The sequence below is a fragment of the Algoriphagus chordae genome (assembly GCF_003254055.1).
In the GTDB taxonomy this organism is placed as follows: domain Bacteria; phylum Bacteroidota; class Bacteroidia; order Cytophagales; family Cyclobacteriaceae; genus Algoriphagus; species Algoriphagus chordae.
This window is the reverse complement of sequence record NZ_QKZT01000008.1, coordinates 175,903-194,964: the sequence shown is the minus strand read 5'-3', so window position 1 is coordinate 194,964 and position 19,062 is coordinate 175,903. Positions and strand designations below refer to the sequence as shown.

The 19,062-nt window shown below is 41.3% G+C and carries 15 protein-coding genes; 8 read left to right on the top strand and 7 right to left on the bottom strand.

Features of this window, described 5'->3' with window-relative positions:
* Positions 1–195 precede the first annotated feature (195 nt).
* Positions 196–2,274, top strand: a complete 2,079-nt coding sequence (locus LV85_RS10865; RefSeq protein WP_111319247.1) for a family 20 glycosylhydrolase — start codon at positions 196–198, stop codon at positions 2,272–2,274.
* Positions 2,275–2,607: 333 nt separating this feature from the next.
* On the opposite strand, the gene LV85_RS10860 is transcribed toward LV85_RS10865, so the two are convergent.
* The 6 genes from LV85_RS10860 to LV85_RS10830 all read right to left on the bottom strand — a co-directional run bounded on the left by LV85_RS10860 (position 2,608) and on the right by LV85_RS10830 (position 14,101).
* Positions 2,608–3,084 carry an acyl-CoA thioesterase gene (locus tag LV85_RS10860; RefSeq protein WP_111319245.1) on the bottom strand — a complete coding sequence of 159 codons (477 nt, stop codon included), beginning with the start codon at positions 3,082–3,084 and terminating at the stop codon, positions 2,608–2,610.
* A gap of 135 nt (positions 3,085–3,219) precedes the next feature.
* Positions 3,220–5,517, bottom strand: a complete 2,298-nt coding sequence (locus LV85_RS10855) for a hypothetical protein (protein WP_111319243.1) — start codon at positions 5,515–5,517, stop codon at positions 3,220–3,222.
* 781 nt (positions 5,518–6,298) lie between these two features.
* Entirely contained in the window at positions 6,299–7,132 is an 834-nt protein-coding gene (locus LV85_RS10845; protein WP_111319239.1) for a hypothetical protein, read from the bottom strand.
* A 3-nt stretch (positions 7,133–7,135) separates the two neighbouring features.
* A complete protein-coding gene (locus LV85_RS10840) occupies positions 7,136–8,086 on the bottom strand; it encodes a Smr/MutS family protein (protein ID WP_111319237.1) in 951 nt (316 codons plus the stop codon).
* A complete protein-coding gene (locus LV85_RS10835) occupies positions 8,083–9,381 on the bottom strand; it encodes a cryptochrome/photolyase family protein (RefSeq protein WP_111319235.1) in 1,299 nt (432 codons plus the stop codon). Before LV85_RS10835 ends, LV85_RS10840 begins: the two co-directional genes overlap by 4 nt.
* 202 nt (positions 9,382–9,583) lie before the next feature.
* Positions 9,584–14,101, bottom strand: coding sequence for a translocation/assembly module TamB domain-containing protein (locus LV85_RS10830; RefSeq protein ID WP_245942261.1), 4,518 nt, complete (start codon positions 14,099–14,101; stop codon positions 9,584–9,586).
* 89 nt (positions 14,102–14,190) lie between these two features.
* Here LV85_RS10830 and tsaD point away from each other — a divergent pair, with 89 nt between their 5' ends.
* The 7 genes from tsaD (at position 14,191) to LV85_RS10795 (ending at position 18,685) form a co-directional block, all read left to right on the top strand.
* The gene (gene tsaD, locus LV85_RS10825; RefSeq protein WP_111319233.1) at positions 14,191–15,204 is read left to right on the top strand and encodes a tRNA (adenosine(37)-N6)-threonylcarbamoyltransferase complex transferase subunit TsaD; all 1,014 of its coding nucleotides are present in this window, start codon (positions 14,191–14,193) and stop codon (positions 15,202–15,204) included.
* A gap of 3 nt (positions 15,205–15,207) precedes the next feature.
* Positions 15,208–15,675, top strand: a complete 468-nt coding sequence (gene smpB / locus LV85_RS10820) for an SsrA-binding protein SmpB (protein ID WP_111319231.1) — start codon at positions 15,208–15,210, stop codon at positions 15,673–15,675.
* Entirely contained in the window at positions 15,638–16,435 is a 798-nt protein-coding gene (locus LV85_RS10815) for a hypothetical protein (protein WP_111319229.1), read from the top strand. The genes smpB and LV85_RS10815 overlap by 38 nt, the downstream gene beginning before the upstream one ends.
* A gap of 3 nt (positions 16,436–16,438) precedes the next feature.
* Positions 16,439–16,948, top strand: a complete 510-nt coding sequence (locus LV85_RS10810; RefSeq protein ID WP_111319227.1) for an HNH endonuclease — start codon at positions 16,439–16,441, stop codon at positions 16,946–16,948.
* Between the two features lie 61 nt (positions 16,949–17,009).
* Entirely contained in the window at positions 17,010–17,444 is a 435-nt protein-coding gene (locus LV85_RS10805; RefSeq protein WP_111319225.1) for a hypothetical protein, read from the top strand.
* A 259-nt stretch (positions 17,445–17,703) separates the two neighbouring features.
* Positions 17,704–17,868 carry a DUF1328 domain-containing protein gene (locus tag LV85_RS10800; protein ID WP_111319223.1) on the top strand — a complete coding sequence of 55 codons (165 nt, stop codon included), beginning with the start codon at positions 17,704–17,706 and terminating at the stop codon, positions 17,866–17,868.
* A gap of 103 nt (positions 17,869–17,971) precedes the next feature.
* Positions 17,972–18,685 carry a DUF502 domain-containing protein gene (locus LV85_RS10795; protein ID WP_158531169.1) on the top strand — a complete coding sequence of 238 codons (714 nt, stop codon included), beginning with the start codon at positions 17,972–17,974 and terminating at the stop codon, positions 18,683–18,685.
* 14 nt (positions 18,686–18,699) lie between these two features.
* Here LV85_RS10795 and LV85_RS10790 read toward each other — a convergent pair whose 3' ends face one another.
* Entirely contained in the window at positions 18,700–19,029 is a 330-nt protein-coding gene (locus LV85_RS10790; protein WP_111319219.1) for a DMT family transporter, read from the bottom strand.
* Positions 19,030–19,062 lie beyond the last annotated feature (33 nt).

Here is a 19,062-nt window from a genome sequence, read left to right as displayed (position 1 = left end):
TTAGGTTGGGTTTGAAAAAAGAGCTAGAAACAGGTAGTGTTACCAGCCTTCAAGCTAAAAATTAGGGAAAAATTGGGAATAATAAAGCCTGAAGCTGTAATAGCTTTTTAATTGTTTGTTGAGTGGCGGCTTAAGGATTGAATATTTGGTATTTTAGCCAATTCAAAAATTCTTTGCACCCGATAACCTCTTTACATGCGTTTATTTAAAACTTCTTATCTGCTGATCATCCTAGTGATTTTAGCTTCCTGCACTACTACTCCCAAAAAAGAAGGGGACTTTATGATTTTGCCAAGCCCATCTTCTATGGAGATTTCAGGCATTTCAGATTTGTCCGCTTCCGAAATTGAGAAATCAGTGGATCGGGCAAAAGCAGATTTTATTTCAGGGAAACCACTTGAAGTAGGTAAGTATAACTCAGTGATTTTCAGTTTGGATGAGCAATCAGGTTTGAAACCTGAAGCCTACCAATTGGATATAAGTGCAGATGAAGTTAGTATAACAGCATCTTCTAAAGAAGGACTTTGGTACGCCGCGATTACACTGGGACAATTGGTACAAGATGCGCTGGATCAAGATGCGGCCTTGCCTCTGATATCGGTTAAGGATGAGCCTGCGCTGATGTATCGTTCAGTGCATCTTGATGTGAAACATCATTTGGAAAAGAAGGACTATTACTATGAGATGATGGATCGCTTGGCAGATTTGAAGATCAATGGAATTATCCTAGAGATAGAAGATAAACTTGCCTTCGAAAAACAACCATTAGTGGGTTCTTCGGACGCTTGGTCTATCGCAGAATGGAAAAAGCTGAGCGATTATGCCATGGCTAGAAATATCAGAATTTCTCCTTTGGTTCAAGGACTTGGACATGCATCTTTTATTCTCAAGCATGAGGAATACAAAGATCTTCGTGATGATCCAGCAAGTGATTGGGCTTTTAATCCACTGAATGATCGCACTTACGAAGTTCAATTTGATCTTTACTCAGATGCACTTGCAGCATTTCCGCACGCGCAATACCTGCATGTGGGCGGTGATGAAGTTCATACCACAGGAAGAGGAAGTGATATGACAGCTTTGGAATTGCAATTGACCTGGCTAAATAAGGTGAGTGCCTATGCTGAGGAGCAGGGTATGGTTCCTATTTTCTGGGATGATATGCCTTTGCAAAATGCAGGCGTATATGGAACCATGTTCAACAGGAATCTCACAGAAGCGCAGGTGGATAGTATCTGGACAGAGAATGAGCCAAAGTTGAATAAGTATGTCGATATGTTCCCGAAGAATTGTGTGTATATGCGTTGGAACTACAGCATGCCTGAGACGCCAGGTAATAATCGTGCGATGAAGTGGTTTACTGACCATGGTTTCCAAGTGATGGGAGCTACTGCTGGTCAAACGCGATGGAATCTGATGCCATTGGAGGAAAGCAATACTGCGAATATTCGTGATTTTGCCTTGATCTCCATTGATAATAAAGCTGATGGTTTGCTGCTGACGCTTTGGGATGATGATTCACCACATTTTGAGTTGTACAATCGTGGTATTGCGATTTTTGCAGAATATACCTGGGCTGGTCAAAAGAGAACTTCAGAGGAATTGCATGCTGCTTTTCGACAGAGATGGTATGGGGCAGATTTGGCTACAACAGACTATGAGTTTATCAATGAGCTGGAAGGATCAGTGTCTTTTTGGAAAAATGCCTTGTTGAACAACAAAGATCGTAATCGACTACGAAGCATGGATAATCCAATGCAGGAAGCAGTTTTAGAATTGCCAGAGGCAAATGCTCCTGGAGAATGGACTGAAAAGAATAAGGAAAAGCTAGATAAAGCTCGGGCAAGTCAGCAGGTAGTTGACTCAGTTTTGGATAAAATTGAAGCCTCTAAAAAAGCAGCACTTAGAAATAGTCACACACTTGAAGTCTATGAGCAAGTAGCCAAAGTCACTCAGTTTTCCAATAAGTCTCTACTGCTTTTAGCAGAATGGGATTTGGCTAAAACCACTGAAGAAAGAGAAGCTGCAAAGGAAAAATTGCTGAATCTAGAAGGCGAGTGGAAGGACCAATTGGTGGAGTTAGAGAAGGTTTATGGTGAAACTAGGGAACTGAATAAGCCAGATGATTATATTTTGGATCAGGATCATCATGTGCATCTTGCCAATCAGGCGATCAAGTTTGCAGACTGGCAATTCTATGTGGAAGATTTATTTCTTCAAAAAATCAAAGAAGGCAATAGCCTAGAGATGACCGGTGATTTAGAGAATAAATAGGCTTCAATTTACCCTAGAGAAAATGGTGGTTGGATAGGCTATGTGGCTATAGATTAGAGTCTTACTAAAATAGAATGGTTGCCGTTCGTGTGGACACGAACGGCGGCACAGGGATCTGAAATAGAATTGATGCCTTTTGTGCGGACACGAACGGCTGCGTAGTATCATGTAATAATAGTACTGCTATTCGTGTGGACACGAACAGCGGCATTGGTAGTATAGGAGTCTTGAAATAGTAGTGTTGCTATTTGTGTGGACTGGAATGCCGGCATAAATTGACTGAGGCTGATCTCTGAGACTGAATACTATCAGCCTTCACTTTCAACCCCAAGGCTACTCATTGAAGAAAGGCTTCATTTCATTGTGAATATTTTCTCGGAGGGATTTTAGCCTAGTAGCGTACTCCTCTAGTTTTTTCTCCTGATCAGTTTGCGCAACCCAAGGCTTAACTTTTTGAGGATTACCATTTTCATCGACCGACACGAAAATGATGATACAGTGGGTCTTCTTTTCAAACTCCTTCTGAGAGAAATCTCTGGAATAAACTTCCACCATGATGTGAATGCTAGAACTGCCTGTATAAATCACAGTTGAATCGACCTTGATTACCTCACCAATATTGATGGGTTTGTAGAAGCGGATACCACCTACATAGACTGTCACACAGTAAGACTCAGACCAGGTTCTGGCGCAAGTATAAGCTGCCTGATCTATCCATTTCATCACCACTCCTCCATGGACTTTGCCACCGAAATTGATGTCGGATGGTTCGCTGATAAACTGAAAAGAGGTTTTGTGTGAGGTGTCCATAGGTTTGTGTGGTTTAATAGCTCTGCTAAGCTAAGGGATATTTTGGGGTTTTGCTGGATTCATGCAGGTCTATTCAACTTGTGGAATTTTGTGTCGCAAATGATTTCTGCCGTTTGTTTAACTGTTATTTATCTACTACTCTTCAGTTCCGGTCAGAGCGTAGGTCTTATTTGGTTGTCCAATGATTAACTCTTGTAGAAGCCAAGTATTCTGTTTTTCCCCCGTTACCAATCTCCAATTTTTTTCAGGATCAGCTAATAGACTTTTTACACTTCGGGGGAAAGCATCGGCGGCTCGTGCATCTTCCCAAGTTCTTATTGTTTTGAAAATAGCATCTTTCTCAGGGCAGCTTTCCACGTCTCTCTGGTTCAGAATCAAACTATAGGTAGTCCCAAGTCCTACAGAAATAGCCTGTATATGCTCATGCTGTTCGACAGTTGAATTTGCGTTGATCGGGAAGTTGCCTCCCATGCCTACTGGGAAAAAATTGGCGTATGTAACATCGCGTAAGTCTTTGCCTTGGCTCGTAGTACTTCCCCATTCCCTCGTCTCTACATCATATAGGTTTTTGCCTCCACCTACATTCCAGATGCTTTGATAGTGCCATGATCCTTCTGATAAGGTTGCACCTGTAAAACGAATAGGAGGAATCCCTAGGGCTTCAGCTCTTTCAAACATTTTTCGGAAAAATCGCTTCGCAGAATAATAACCATGTCCATTATTGAATAAAAATTCCTGACCATCAAAATCATAGTAGCCTAAGCCGTTAATAAAACAGACATCAGCATAGTATGCGGCAATTTTGTCCTGGAGCTGCATATTTGGAATCAAGCCATCATAGCCATAGTTCAGCGTCACTTGCAGCTTGTAAATAGTGTCATTGGACTGATGTTCGGTTGCTGTAGTTTCCCAATATCCACGTTTCACATTCAGAAGTCGATAAGGCTCTTCTTGAGAAACTCCCAGATAATAGATCAGCTCAGAGCCGATTTTTATCATGTTTAGGTTCTCGGCATGCCCTTCCCAACTGGCGATCTCCTCGAGGTGGGTTGGATCATCCACTATAAGTATGGTATCGCTTTGACTGATGTTATTCACCAACAAACGTTTCTGCTGATAACACAAGCTGTCACTAGGTAAGGGACTTGCATCTTTTGTCCCGGGAGCTAGTGCATTTGTTATCGGTGTTCTTCCTATCCTAATCCCATGTTTTGCAGCCATTTCTGAAAATTCTTTATGGGATTTGTTTCCAGAAGTCATTTTAATTGGCTTATTCTCAAATTGTTTTCCGTCAATGTAGCCTTCATTTCCCCTATCTGGCTTTATAAATCCTTGGTCATACAAACTGATAGCCTTAAAGCCCAATCTTGAAGTATAAGAAATGATGCTGTCATTCAAATTTCCATTGCTCATAGCATCAGGCACAAAAGCGCTTGGATCTTTCACCCATTTGCCATCAATTGTAGGGTAGGGCAAATCCTCTTTCAAAACAATGTCCTGAATCACGTCCAGCAATGCGGAACTATCTGGGCTGCCCCATAAGGCAATAGAAGATCCTATGAAATCTACACCTGCCAAGGGCTGAACTTCCAGATGGTTTGGTGTATTGGCTGGCATGTTGGGTATTAATGAATAATACACTTCTCTTTCAAATGTCCTGTCTCTGGAATGGTAATTAATTGAAATCTGGCCTATTTCGTCGACTAAGGCAGAGTTGCCATACATTATTCTGTAGTAAGGTTCTTTATGTGCGTAAAAGGCTACGTCACTAATACCATCTCCACCAAGGGTGAAAATTTGACCTTCATGCAAGGAATCGGGTAGAGGATAATATTCTGGGTCAGGTGAATGAATAATGTATTGAAAAGGAGCTGCATCAGCTATTGTTTCAGAAGTGCCACCTATCGTATTATCGTCAAGCGCAAGCATACCAATGGCATAATTAACTACTGCACTTGTATCTCTTGCAACTCCTATTATTTCTCCAAACAGATTCGTGATATTCGTATGGTATGGACCCCATTGGATTCCATCAATACCATTGCGTGGACTTAGAGATTCCAGTGTGAATTTTAGGTATTTCTCTTGCGGAGACAAGAGGATTTTTGCCACTGAACCGTTTGAATAGCTTAATGAAATAGATTGATCTGCTTGATTAAACTCCGCATCAATCGGTTGATAATATTTTTTCTTTTTACCATCATAGAGTTGAAGTAGGGGGGATGGTTTTTCAGGAGGGCTAAATTCCATAAATGGCTTTTTGGAGATATTTACCATACTGGTGATAAATCCCTTGGGATTGATTTCTATTTTAAAATAGTCAGTAGAAAAACTGCTTTTATCGTCGTTTGAGCAGTTGAAAAGTAAAATTGCTAAAAGTAGTAATAGTGAGTTTAGCGCTACTTTTTTGGATGGTAAATTATTGATAGTCATTGTGTTGCGAGAGGGGTATTCGGTGGTGTTTTAAATGCCCTTATAAGTGTGAAATCAGGATATAAAATTACAGTAAAGTATCATGAACACTTTGAAAAAGGTAGATGGACTATGTAAAGTAACCAATTTGTAACTAAAAAGAAGGAGTCTCTCCAAAGGAAGACTTCATTGGAGACGGTTGCTGAGTTAATACCGAACGTGCCTTTGGCACTCTGGATTAGCTTGTGCTTTCTATGACCCCCAATTTCGCTGCGCTGTATTCGGGGTTGGGACTTGGAATGCCGTTGGCATTTATGGGATTTGATTTCTGATTTTGCAAATTTATGGTCGGTTGAAAGCGATGTTTTTGTCAGTTTAATACCGATCGTGCCTTTGGCACTCTGGGATAGGTTCTGCTTTCTATGGCCCCGAATTTCGCTGCGCTGTATTCGGGGTTGGGACTTGGAATGCCGTTGGAATTCATGGGATTTGATTTCTGATTTTGCAATTTTATGGTCGGTTGATAGCGATGTTTTTGACAGTTTAATACCGAACGTGCCTTTGGCACTCTGGGATAGGTTCTGCTTTCTATGCCCCGAATTTCGCTTCGCTGTATTCGGGGTTGGGACTTGGAATGCCGTTGGCATTCATGGGATTCACTTAGCTACCAAATTCACTTTGTGTTTATGGATTAATCTTGCCAACGGCAAGACCAATAATTGTCCAGAATGCAATTCTGGGTTGATTAGGTATTATATTTATTAGAGTACCAAGGGCAGGATCGGTAAGAATCAATCATCATTCACCCCAAAATCTTATCAAACAACTGATGTGCTTGTTTCTCGGCTTGGGAAGAAAGAATCTTCTTTTCTGCTTTGAGTTCCTTTACCCAGTCTAGGTATTTCTTAGAAACTTCCTGTTTGGTGCCTAGGAAATGTGTCAGAGACTGTAGCGACAGGTGATTGGAGTACCATGGCTTGAGGTTGTTCTTCAGAATTCCGATTTCCTCATGTATTCCTGTGATGAAGATAGAGTTGAATCCCATTTGGATAAGGGTGTTTTCCAACATGATGATGGTACGCAAGCCTTCAAAAGTATCCTTCAAGGCCTTACTATCCATAGCGCCCTTGTGGTCAAGATTGAAAAATTCCAGTTCTTCTTGAATGATCTGATTCACAGCGGTATTGATTGCCAGAGGCTTTATGCCTCGGCTGGCGGTCATAGCTTTATGATGAAATTCATCCCAGCTTTTCAAGGTACTGCCGACGATTAGATCAAAAGCATCCGTATAAAGCTTCTTCTTATATTTATCTAGATGAATACGATATCCCCCGTATTTGAACCCTAACTCTTCTTCGCGATCATTTAGGCTCTTTTCCGCCAATTTGAAATGATGAATTTTCCGCAGGCTTCTCTTCATTTCTTTGAAATCCGAGAAAATATTGAAATTCAAACCTTCAATATCAAAATGAACCTTTGCCATCAAGTCGGCATAGAGTTCCAAGAACTCCATTTTCCCAAGAAGTTCTATTGCTTTCTTGGACTTGATTTGCTTTCCTAAAGCCAAAAAAAGAGCTTTGGCCTCATGGTGTTGTGTTTCGAAAAGCTGAAAGACAGGAGATACTTTTGCCGGCATAGATTAGGAGATTCTGACCAAGGTAGCACCGTAGCCCCACTGATCTTTTTGCGTATCCTGAAAGTACTTAATATTTTGGAGTTGACTTAGGCGCTTGTGAATTTCTTTGCGAAGCACGCCGTTTCCGATGCCGTGAATAAATGTGATTTCATCCATTCCTGAAGCCATAGCTTGATCTAGATTTCGGTCAAAACACTCCAGCTGCACACGCAGCATCTCCGAATTGCTCATGCCCTTGGGATCTGTAGCTAGCTTTTCTATATGCAAGTCAATAGCTCTAGCAGGTTTAGGCGTTTTTGAAGTTTCTACCTTTGGCCTGATTTCGTCCAGTTCCTGATTCAGCGCGCGTATATCAAGTTCTTTGGTGGTTTGCTCAAGGGGGAAAATGTAAGCCGTTTTATCCAAGCGAGGTGCCTTGCCCAGGTGCTTGAAAAACTGAGTTGGTTTCATCTTCAGCTGACGCTCAAAAGCTGGAATTGCCCTTTCCAATGTATTATGAATTGGGATAAAGCGAAGCAAAAATGCTGGCCACTCATCCATTTCCTTCAGCAATCTATCATCAAATTTCTTTGCCTCACCAGGATTCAGCGTAGCTGCAAGTAATGTGCGCTGATTTGTTCCAAACACCTCTGATGCATGCGCCAAATAAGCTTGACGACTATCATTAATCAGATAAAGACTGAGACTTTGATCGTTGATAGGAACAAAAGCGAGGTAAAGGCCCTGATCATTTAGGCCAGAAATAGGGGTAGGGGTATCGATTTCTTGCTCTTCCACAGGTTTGTCACCGAAATGTTGCTTTTCAGTTTCGTGGATCAAAACCAGTTCATTTCTCAAAGCAGGAATGATAAACCCGTCCTCGATTTCTACCTGCATTCTTCCACTAGAGGAAATTTTGCGGATAATTCCTTCTTCGTTTCCGTGAAGTAATCTTACTCGGTCTCCGATATTCATTGGTTCAGGGCTGATTTGTAGGTGTCGATTGCACGTTGCCTTGCAAATTTATGATCTACTATCGGTTTTGGGTACTTATCTGAGTTTATTTCAGGAATCCATTTTTTGATGTACTTCCAATTCTTGTCAAACTTCTCTTGCTGAGAGGTCGGATTGAATACCCGAAAGTAAGGTTGAGCGTCTGTGCCAGTGCCAGCTGCCCATTGCCAACCGCCATTGTTCGATGCCAATTCGTAGTCGAGTAATTTCTCTGCGAAGTAGGTTTCTCCCCAGCGCCAATCTATCAATAAATGTTTGGTGAGGAAAGAGGCCACGATCATGCGAACCCGATTGTGCATATAGCCCGTAGAATTGAGCTCTCTCATTCCGGCATCCACGATAGGATAACCAGTTTTTCCTTCGCACCATGCAGCAAATTCTTCTTCTTTATTTCTCCAAGGGATTCGATCGTAAGCTGGTTTGAATGCCTGATCAACCACTTGTGGGTTGTATGCCAAAATCATCATATAGAACTCCCGCCAGATCAATTCATTCAGATAAGTAGCATTGAGTTCGGATGCTTTTAGGGCAAGCTTTCGGATGGAAATAGTGCCAAAGCGTAAATGAATCCCAAGCCTTGAAGTACCTTTCTTGGCGGGGAAATCTCGGGTTTGATTGTAATGTGCGATGATGTCCTCATCTGCGGTTTTGGATGGAATGGAAATATCGCTTTTGGTAAAACTAATTTCCTGCAAGGAGGGAAGTTCCAAAGCTGAAGTCTGTAGCAGGTTTTTCCAGTGCATAGGTTTGAACTCTTCAGGTTTGGCAGAATGGAATTTACTCAGCCAAACTTTGCTGAAAGGAGTGAAGACCTTGTAGAATTCCCCAGAGCCATTTAAGATCTCTCCTGGCTCGAAGATCACCTGGTCTTTATATCGATGCAATTGAATATGGTTCTTATTAAGCAGGCGTGTCACCTTTTCATCACGGGTAGTAGCATAAGGCTCGTAATCCCGATTGGTGTACACTGCCGTTATAGAATACTCATTAAGTAGCTCTTTAAAAATGACTTCCGGATCACCATATTTGACTAAGATTGAGGATCCTTTTTTCGCGAGTTCCTGATGAATTTTCCCGATTTGATCATGGATAAAATCCACTCTGGCATCTGCTTTATTATCCAGCTTGTCGAGTATGTTTTTGTCAAAAATGAAAAGGGGTAGGACGTTCTCATTTTCCTTCAAAGCTTGGTATAAGCCATGATTATCTTCTAATCGGAGGTCTCTTCGAAACCAAAAAATACTGACTTTCTTCATGTGATTTTATGGAAGTAAGTGGGAAATGAGCGGGATTGTTTAGAATTTATTGTGTGTTGTGATGGTTTCTTGCGGATTTTAGGAAATGATTTCCCGTAGATTATCGCAGAAAAGGAACGCAGATAATCGCAGATTTTATATGCCAATTTAAATAAAGGAGTCAGCGCACATCTGCGGGATTAATCCTTTGCGTGATTAATCCTTAAAACTGCCCTTCTTCCAACATTCTAATCTTTCTTTCCCGATTCAACGAGTCTAGTCTTTCTTCAATATTATCCAATTGGATTGGTTTCCACTCTTCCTTATTTTCAAACTGATAACGTAAGAAATCATCTTGGTCATTGATGATGAGTTTCTCATTTTTCTTCTTGGTTATTTTCTTGAAAAGCTCTGAGAATGAATTGAAAGAGACGCTTTGAGATACGGCCACGCCGTAGGTGGATACATTGTCGGAAAGCGATAAGGAGGTGAAGGTATTGTAGTTATTTCTGTTGAAGATCCGGATTCTATACACTCCATCTTCTGTGAGCATGTATTCGGCCTGCCAGTCTCCGATGATCGAGGAAGCACTTGCATTTCCCTGATTGTTGGTGAATCCTCCATCTCTGGATACGCGAAGGCGACCATCGAGGAAGGTGTATGCCACACTCAACTGGAAAGTTTCCAGCGTGTTTTGATCCAAACTGGCGACATCAAGATCTACTTCAAGATTTTTATCGACTTGCCCTAGAAAACTATTCAATTGAGAAGAAAGTAACTGTCCCAAACTAGAAGAGATATTGGACACTCCAGAGAATTGCCCTTCAGGGGAGAATGATCTAGTCATAATCACAGAGAAAACCTGACGATTCATCTCCTGTTCATCGTTTGCAATTTTATTTTGGAATGAAGAAATCGTAGTCTGTGCATCTCCACTGGTAGGGAATTCGGTGAAGTCAAATCCAAAACTAATATCGGGGGCAAGCAACTCGCCATCCAGATTCAACAATACTTTTACTGGGTATCTGCGGCTAGTGGTTGTGTTTTGAGTTGCTGTGCTACTTGTGTTCACCATTAGCGGTTGTAAAGAAACAGATTCTGTATATTCTGCGGAGATGTCCATTATTCCTGTATAAGGGTCTCCGTACCAAGCGATTCGCCCCCCAGGTTTGATGTTGAATTGCTTTTTCACCACATTATATAATGAGAAATTATACTTGCCTTCGGTGATTTCATAAGTGCCATTCAATGTGAAATTTCCTTGGGTGTCCACATTCATAGTCAATACGCCACGTCCTCGGCCAGAGATTCCTTCCTCCGTTCTCGGGTCAATGATAATTTCTGCATAGGCATCAGGAGTGATATCTAGCACAAAATTCATTCGTACATTTTCTATTTCCAGTCTATTTACCTCTTCGGCGATTTGCTTGATTCGCACGGTGTCCTGGATGTTGATCATGTGAATAAAATCCTCCTGAGACTGTGAGTTGCTACTGCTCAATGGGATATAGATCTCCGTATTAGGCTGACTGGTTGCCCGTGCGTTGATGTCCAGATTTTTGGTGGTACCTACTACCTCAGCGGTTCCGGTGACGAAGGCCGTTCCATAAAACGTCTCATTGTCTTTATCTGTGGTATTCATCACCTGCAAATTGTTAAGATTGGCTTTGATGTCCAGACGGATATTATCAAAGCCTTGATGGTTTATTCCACCACTTAGCGTCGCACCATTCCCAAATAAATCCTTGAGTTCTACCTGTTGAAGACTGATTTGTGTAGGTTTGAAAAGAACATCTCCATTGAGGAGGTAAGTGGTTTTGAGGTAGTTTACCGTCAGTTTAGCCTCATTCAATGTTCCTGTGCCATCAATAGCGGGGTTTGCCATTGTTCCTCCAAGATCCATTGTACCAGAAATTGTCCCTCCCATATCGGATAGATAGTTGGATAAAAATGGCTCAAGAATCACCAGGCTTGCATCATTGAAAGTGGCTAGCATATCCAGTTCTTGATTTTCCACTAGCATATTGCCGGCAAGATTAATGGTTTCTTTGCCTTGATTTACATTAGTAAGTAAGACCTGCAAGCGCTCCAAGTCTAGATTGGCTTTTGCACTCATGTCACCGATGGGAAATTGATTGATAGCGACATCATCAAGTGTGAATTCCCCTTGCATCATTACTTTTTCAAAAAGGTTTTCAAAAGAGATTAGGCCGTTGGCTGTACCATCAAAATTTTGAGGGAAAAGAGTGTTGAGTAGGTCAATATTTACATTGTTCACCGCTAGATTTAGCTTGTCCTCAGGTTGGTTACTCGCCTTTCCTTGAAGTGATATATATTGATTTTCATTGAAAAGCTTGAGGCTATCAACCGTCACTATTCCTGGTGTGATGGTGATGAGATTTTTCGCATCAAATTTCCATTCCCGATCTAGCAATTTCAAAGATGAAGGCTCAAAGGCAAGTTGTGTGTTTAGTGATGAAAAACGAGCTATAGCATTGACTCGGGCAGAACTTTGGGTAGAGTCCTGATCTAAGGTAAAGTCAATATCCATTTGATCTTTGTCCCAGATTGCCTCAAATCCAAAGTTGGTAAACTGCAGGGACTTGCCCATTTCTTGCGTTTTAGAGTACACATAGAAAGAAGCTAGAATGTCTGGGCTATTGATAAGTTTGGAGGTATTGAAGTCAATGTTGATATGCTGAGCAGAGTTGTTTTTAAACTTCAGCGTGTCTATGCTGGTGAAAAAATTGAAGACAGTATTCTCCTGTGTTTGATAGAAAGCACCTTCAAGCACCGTGTTTTGCGAAAAGCTAAGATCTGGCTCAAAGAGTTGTACGATGGGGTTAATATTGATCATCCGAAGGTTGAGATCGAGATTGTAGATCTCTGAAAAATCTCGCTCCAGATCTGCAATGGGTTGTTCTTCATTTAGGACAATGGCGATGTACTGCTTAATCAGAATATCCAAATCTCTCCCCATTTGCTCTAGATTGAATTGCCCTGAGGCAGCTGCCACGAGGTAATCAGAATTGATGGACATGGTACGGGTACCTCCCGCAAAAAGAGATTGGAAGTTGAAACTACCCAGATCTAGAAATCGATCCTCATAGCCAACCTCAATGTTTCGGAATCTTGCTATGCCCTGAATATCATCCAACTCGATGCCCTTGACATCTATATCCAGGTTACCTGAGATAAAGGTCGCTTTTTCAGTGAAATTCAACTGGTCAAGGAATGCCGTGTCTATTTGCAGAGTCAGCTGTATTGAGTCAGTTGATTCCCGCAGATTGACTAGGCCATTGGCACGGATTTTTAAGTTAGGATCGGTGATGCTAAGGTTTCCTTTGAATAGATCCAGTCCGTATGTTGCATCAGTTTTTATGTTGGTGTATTGGTAGTTTTTGAAGCCAAAAGCCATCACATCAGCATCCACATCGATTAATAGGTTGTCTATAGAATTGCCCTGTGTATTGACATGTCCTTTCAAGCTCAGCTGCTGCAATAATTCTGTGTTTTCTGCCAGAATGCCCAAGTCAAGATTTTGTGTTGTGATGTTAGAAACCGTAACAGGCATGCCATCCACCATGTCGAAATTCACCCTTCCGGTAATATCTCCGATCGAGGTTTTGAAATCTCCATTGGTGTCAAATCTGTGTAAATAGCCCGCGAAATCTGCTGTTAGGCGGACGGTGTTGAATTTGTTGATCTGTTTGGAAATATTGCTCGGAAGATATGGGTCAAGATCTTTGGCAAAAATGGTGGAGTTCTTGAGCGAGAGATTGATGTAGGTATCATTGATGTCTGGTAAACCATCTAGTCTAAATGCTCCAAAAATTGCAGTCTTTTCACCTATCCTTAATAGTAGTTCCTCTGAGCGAAGGTCCGAAACAGGTCCAGCTACTTTTCCAGAGAGGTAGATTTCATCATCAATATCCGGTAAAGATGGAGCGAATAGCTTCAGATCACCCAGGTGCAATTTGGTTTCATCCAAATTGGTGATGATGACCACCTCTTCCACGAAATTGGCAAAAGCTGCAGGGGTAGCGTATTCAAATCGTAGAAAGTTCTTGATATGGCTATTGTCGGATTTCAAACTTAGTTTGTCAAACTGCATGAATTCTCGTGAATAGATCATATCGGTTTTTAGCTCTTTGATCTCAAAACCTGAAGTCAGCTCTGTACCTGTCAACACCTTTACATCCGCTCCAATTTCTGAGCCTTCTAGATAAAAGTTTTCAGCATTTAGGGTAATGTCTGAAAAGCGAAGTTTGTTGTAATCAAGTCCGCTGGTTATCGCGTCTGTGATTTCATTGACGATGAATATTTCTGATTTCCGGAGTTCTACTGAGTTTATTTTAAACTGTGTAGGTCCGCTACTTTTACTGCTCGTACTGAACATGCTTGCTAATTCTTCCACCCAGATATTGATATTCATGGCAGAATCTCCATCATGTGTGAGCAGATGTAATTTGGCATTCTCCATCCGTACGGCATTGATCGTAGTGATTCCAGGTGGAATTAAGGAGAGAAGTTCAAAATCAGCATTGACTTTTTTGGCACCGATCATCAGACTATCTCGATGGTCCCGGATTACTACATCATCCAATTCTAGTGCATCCCACCAGGTAAGTCGTATCTTTCCGATCTCGGTATGAAAAGTGGAGTTTTTGTTGAGAACATTTGTGACTGTGTCAATTACCTTGTTTTGAACCCAAGTAATCTGAAGAGCGAGAGCCAGCATGATCAAGAACATGACCAATGAGAAGACGATCCATAGTAGTATCCGAAACGCTTTGTGCAAAAAATCCGTAACTTTCGCGTTCTTTTCCAATGGGTACCAACGATATCTTTATTCTAGCAATTGAATCCTCGTGTGACGAGACCTCTGCCTCTGTAATAGCTGACGGCAAAGTACTTAATAATATTGTCGCCACACAATCTGTTCACGAAAAATATGGGGGTGTAGTTCCTGAGCTTGCATCGCGTGCTCATCAGGAAAATCTTATCCCAGTGGTTCAAGAGGCTATTTTGACCGCAGGAATTTCCAAGTCTCAGCTATCAGCCATTGCATTCACTCGGGGGCCAGGATTGATGGGCTCACTACTTGTCGGAGTGAGTTTTGCCAAGGCATTTGCTTTTTCTCTAGATATTCCGCTGATCGAGGTGAATCATATGAATGCGCATATTTTGGCTCATTTCATAGAGGATCCTAAGCCAAATTTCCCCTTTATTTGTCTGACAGTGAGTGGTGGACATACGCAGCTGGTCTTGGTGAGAGATCATCTGGATATGGAAGTGATTGGGGAGACTCAGGATGATGCGGTAGGAGAGGCTTTTGATAAGACTGCCAAACTGCTAGGTTTACCATACCCAGGTGGTCCGCTTATTGATAAATATGCGAAGGAAGGAAATCCTAAAGCGTACAAATTTCCAATCACCCGGATGCCTGAATTGAATTATTCCTTTTCGGGGATAAAGACGGCAGTACTTTATTTTCTTCGCGATCAATTGAAAGAGAACCCGAAGTTCATCGAAGAAAACTTGGCTGATCTTTGTGCCAGCGTGCAATATTCTCTTGTAGAAATGCTGCTGATCAAATTGAAGGCCGCGGTGAAGGAATATGGCGTGAAGGAAGTGGCAATAGCAGGGGGAGTATCCGCCAACTCTGGCTTGAGAGATACCTTGACTAAGCTGGCTGTGGAAAAAGGATGGAACTTGTACATTCCAAAATTCGAATACTGTACAGATAATGCCGCTATGATTGCCATGGCAGCACATTACAAATACCTGAAAGGAGAATTTTCATCTATGGATGTCACTCCTCTCGCAAAAATGAAAATTTAAGCAATGGCTAAGGATAATAAGTTTGACAAAGTCATCAATATAAAGAATAGGAAAGCAAGTTTTCAATTTGAATTTGTGGACACTTATGTGGCTGGTATGGTACTGAAAGGTACAGAGATCAAGTCGATTCGGGAAGCTAAGGTTTCCCTGACTGAGGCGTTCTGCATTTTTCTGGATGGAGAATTATACGTGCGTCAGATGCACATCTCACCGTATTCGATGGCGGCAAGTTATAATCACGTGGCGATTCGGGATAGAAAGTTGCTGCTCAGCAAAAAGGAACTTGAGAAACTTGAAACTAAGTCACAAGAAAAGGGGCTGACTATCATTCCTGTTCGTATATTTATCAATGACAGAGGGATGGCCAAAATGGAAATTGCGCTGGGTCGAGGTAAGAAAACACACGACAAAAGACAGGATTTGAAGGAAAAAGATGCGAAAAGAGAAATCAAGCGAATGGCCTTTGATTGATGCTTATGGGATCTGTAGGCAAACGATTTTACCTCTTTACCGCAGACCCACTTTTGATTCAGCCATGCTGACACAGTTACTTTTTGGGGAATGCTATCAGACGATAGCGATGACCTCGGATCAGCAATGGTTCAAAATACTACACGAGGACACAGGAATTCAGGGCTGGATTGCCACTCATGCTCTCAAAGAAATTCCCGGAGCTGACTATTATAAATTTCTCAATACAGACTTTCAGGTGGTCACAAGTCCCATCGCAGCTATAGAATATCTAGGAACCAATCTTTATTTGTTGCCGGGGAGTAGACTCCATTTCTCAGATTTGGAGCTTTTCAATTGGCAGGATCATATAGGTTTCACAGGTTCTGTACGTAGCCATGCTTTGAAAGCCAGTAGGACAGAGTTGATTGATATTGCGATCAAATATGTGAATGCGCCCTATCAGGCTGGAGGTAGGAGTATTTTTGGTTTGGATGAGCGACAAGGCTTTGAATTGATTTTTGGCATCGCAGGCTATTCTTGGAAATCAGGACAAATTCCAGGTAGAAAAATTGATCCTGAGCTCGTATTGCCAGGTGATTTATTTATTTTCAAGGACTTAGAAACAGCCCATGTCAAGTATGCCTTGTATCTTGGGGCAGAAGAGGTGTTTTGGATGGACAATAAAATAAAGGTTTCTGATTTGACTGAATGGGAGACCTTTTTGCGATCTAGTAAGGATAAACAGGTGGAGATAGAGACTCGATCGATTTTAAGTTAAACTATGGAAAAGCGGGTATTGGTATTGAATTTGGATCATTCTCCCGTGGCGGTAGTGTCGCCACAAAAAGCCATTGTTCTGCTTCTTTTGGAGAAAGCAAATTGTCTTTCGGTGTATGATTTACTCAAGATCCGCACGGTTTCCCGTAGTTATGAATACCCAGCCGTGATTTGTTTGAATCACTACAAAAACATCCCTTACCGTGGCGTTTTACTGAACCGAGTCAATCTTTTTCGAAGAGATCGGGGGGAGTGCCAATATTGTGGAAGTAGGCGACAGTTGACCATAGACCATGTAGTGCCAAGGTCCAAAGGAGGAAAGTCCAACTGGACCAACTTGACTACAGCCTGTCATAGATGCAATGTTTTAAAAGGCGATAAAAGCCCCGAACAAGCTGGACTCAGTATTCAATCAGTGCCCTTCAAGCCATCATTAGCCTTTTTCTTGTCTGAGTATGCCGAAAGACAAGCTGAGGAATGGCTGCCTTTTTTAAATTCTAGGTTAGTCCAGTAGTAAATGACATTCAATTTCAAGTCTATTACCTTTGTGGCAAAATAATTGCCTCTTTCAGCACATGTATCTTTCGATTATCCCTACACTTTTATTGGCGTTTGTACTTCAAACTACCCAGATCAATTTTCAGCAACTTGTCGGTACTTGGCAACTGGTACACTTTGATGCGATGGATCAATTGAGGAATTCTTCGCAATATCAGAATGCTAATGCAGCAATGCGCGCTGGTTTGGAATACAAAATTCAAAATCGACTTGAAAATACGGTCTATGAATTTGTACCTGGGGACAGTTTGAAATACACGGATTATGTGAAACAGGAAGTGGTACAAAAAAAGGCGACCATTAAAATCAGTTCTGAAAATGTGATGACTATTCAAACTGGGGCCGAGACTAAGCAAGCGAAGATACTATCTATAGAGAGCGATCGAATGGTGCTCGAACCTATCAGTAAAAACCCTAGCTCTGGTAAGTTGATATTTGAAAGAATTAAGTAGGTGTTTTTTAAATACAGAGCTACTCCCTTCTAATCCAAATTTTTACATCTTCTTGACTCAAAATAGTCGATCCTAGATATTGAATAGCAAGATTTTTTATTACTATTTCTTATAGTATGAAATTGCTGATCTTGGGGCTATTATTCCCCGAACTTTTACTCAATTTTCTTTAGAATGTGCTAAATCTGGCTATAGAGTGGGTTATAGCTCTTGGTATAATTTTGATTATATTTAGTTCGAACCATCAACCCCATACATTATGTTACGCTGGATATTAATTTTCTTAGTAATCGCTTTGATTGCAGCCGTTTTAGGATTTGGAGGAGTAGCCGCTGGTGCTGCTTCTATAGCACAAATCATCTTTTATGTATTCTTGGTATTGCTTGTGATCTCCGTGATCATGCATTTGGTAAGAAAAGCCTGATACAGAGCCAAGACTTAACAGAAAACCAAGAATCATAAACTAACAAATGTCGCAGGATTCTCCGCTGAGGGTCCTGCGGTTTTGGATAAACCCAAATTCCTCCATGAACACAGACCTACAAGCACCAGAATCTAAGGAAGATAAAAATGGTAGAGGATTTATATTAGATAGTTTGTTGCAGGGATTTTTGATCCTGCTTCCATTCACTATTATTCTAATCCTCCTGTCAATTATTTTCAACTTTATTTTTGGAATTGTAGCTCCTCTAAGTGCTGCATTGGATCCAGGATCGGATGAGCCACATTGGTTTATCAATGTTTTGTCCTTAGGGATATTTGTTGCTTTTGTGTTTTTGATAGGAATTGTTGTTAGAAACAGGTTTGGAAAGGTTCATTTCAAAAAGTTTGAAAAAAAGTACCTTACCAAAATACCTCTTTATAGCCTTATTCATCAGACTGTTTACCAGTTTGTTGGCTTGAAAAAATTGCCTTTTACCGAGGTAGTATTATTAGATCCCTTTAGATCAGGCACGATGATGACTGGTTTTGTCACAGATCAGGTACACGAAAATCTCTATACTGTCTTTGTCCCAACTGCCCCAAATCCCACCAATGGCAATATTTACCATGTGCCAAAGGAGTTGATTACTTTTCTAAGCGCAAGTACTCAAGATGCCATGCGTACGATCATGGGGATGGGTACAGGTACCGCTGATATGCTGGCAGGTATGGATCTGTCTCAAATACTTCCTAAGGGAAGTGCGCAGGAAATTAAAAAAAGTGATGTTAACGATACCTTAGATCCTTTACCTTCCTAGGTATATAGTGCAGTTTAATGTGAGGACACGAATTTCAATCCGATAATAGATCCTATTAGCGTAAGTAGGAAGAAAACTCTCCAGAATTCCGCTGATTCCTTGAATACAAAAATCCCTACCAATACAGTTCCTACAGCACCAATTCCAGTCCAGACGGCATAAGCAGTTCCAATCGGGAGTGTTTGGGTGGCTTTGATGAGTAAGAGCATACTTATCGCCAGACATACTACAAAGCCCGCGTACCAGCCATAGACTGCATTGCCCGTAGCTTCTTTTGCTTTTCCAAGACAGGAGGCAAACCCCACTTCAAATAGGCCACCGATTATGAGTAATATCCAGTTCATTTATGATTTGTTTAAAAAAACAGTGAAAGATCG

Coding starts and splice junctions, on each gene's coding strand:
- tsaD (WP_111319233.1), top strand. CDS start 14,191: ATGGGTACCAACGATATCTTTATTCTAGCAATTGAATCCTCGTGTGAC.
- LV85_RS10865 (WP_111319247.1), top strand. CDS start 196: ATGCGTTTATTTAAAACTTCTTATCTGCTGATCATCCTAGTGATTTTA.
- LV85_RS10815 (WP_111319229.1), top strand. CDS start 15,638: ATGCGAAAAGAGAAATCAAGCGAATGGCCTTTGATTGATGCTTATGGG.
- LV85_RS10800 (WP_111319223.1), top strand. CDS start 17,704: ATGTTACGCTGGATATTAATTTTCTTAGTAATCGCTTTGATTGCAGCC.
- LV85_RS10830 (WP_245942261.1), bottom strand. CDS start 14,101: ATGCTGGCTCTCGCTCTTCAGATTACTTGGGTTCAAAACAAGGTAATT.
- LV85_RS10840 (WP_111319237.1), bottom strand. CDS start 8,086: ATGAATATCGGAGACCGAGTAAGATTACTTCACGGAAACGAAGAAGGA.
- LV85_RS10795 (WP_158531169.1), top strand. CDS start 17,972: ATGAACACAGACCTACAAGCACCAGAATCTAAGGAAGATAAAAATGGT.
- LV85_RS10805 (WP_111319225.1), top strand. CDS start 17,010: ATGTATCTTTCGATTATCCCTACACTTTTATTGGCGTTTGTACTTCAA.
- LV85_RS10790 (WP_111319219.1), bottom strand. CDS start 19,029: ATGAACTGGATATTACTCATAATCGGTGGCCTATTTGAAGTGGGGTTT.
- LV85_RS10845 (WP_111319239.1), bottom strand. CDS start 7,132: ATGCCGGCAAAAGTATCTCCTGTCTTTCAGCTTTTCGAAACACAACAC.
- LV85_RS10860 (WP_111319245.1), bottom strand. CDS start 3,084: ATGGACACCTCACACAAAACCTCTTTTCAGTTTATCAGCGAACCATCC.
- LV85_RS10810 (WP_111319227.1), top strand. CDS start 16,439: ATGGAAAAGCGGGTATTGGTATTGAATTTGGATCATTCTCCCGTGGCG.
- smpB (WP_111319231.1), top strand. CDS start 15,208: ATGGCTAAGGATAATAAGTTTGACAAAGTCATCAATATAAAGAATAGG.
- LV85_RS10855 (WP_111319243.1), bottom strand. CDS start 5,517: ATGACTATCAATAATTTACCATCCAAAAAAGTAGCGCTAAACTCACTA.
- LV85_RS10835 (WP_111319235.1), bottom strand. CDS start 9,381: ATGAAGAAAGTCAGTATTTTTTGGTTTCGAAGAGACCTCCGATTAGAA.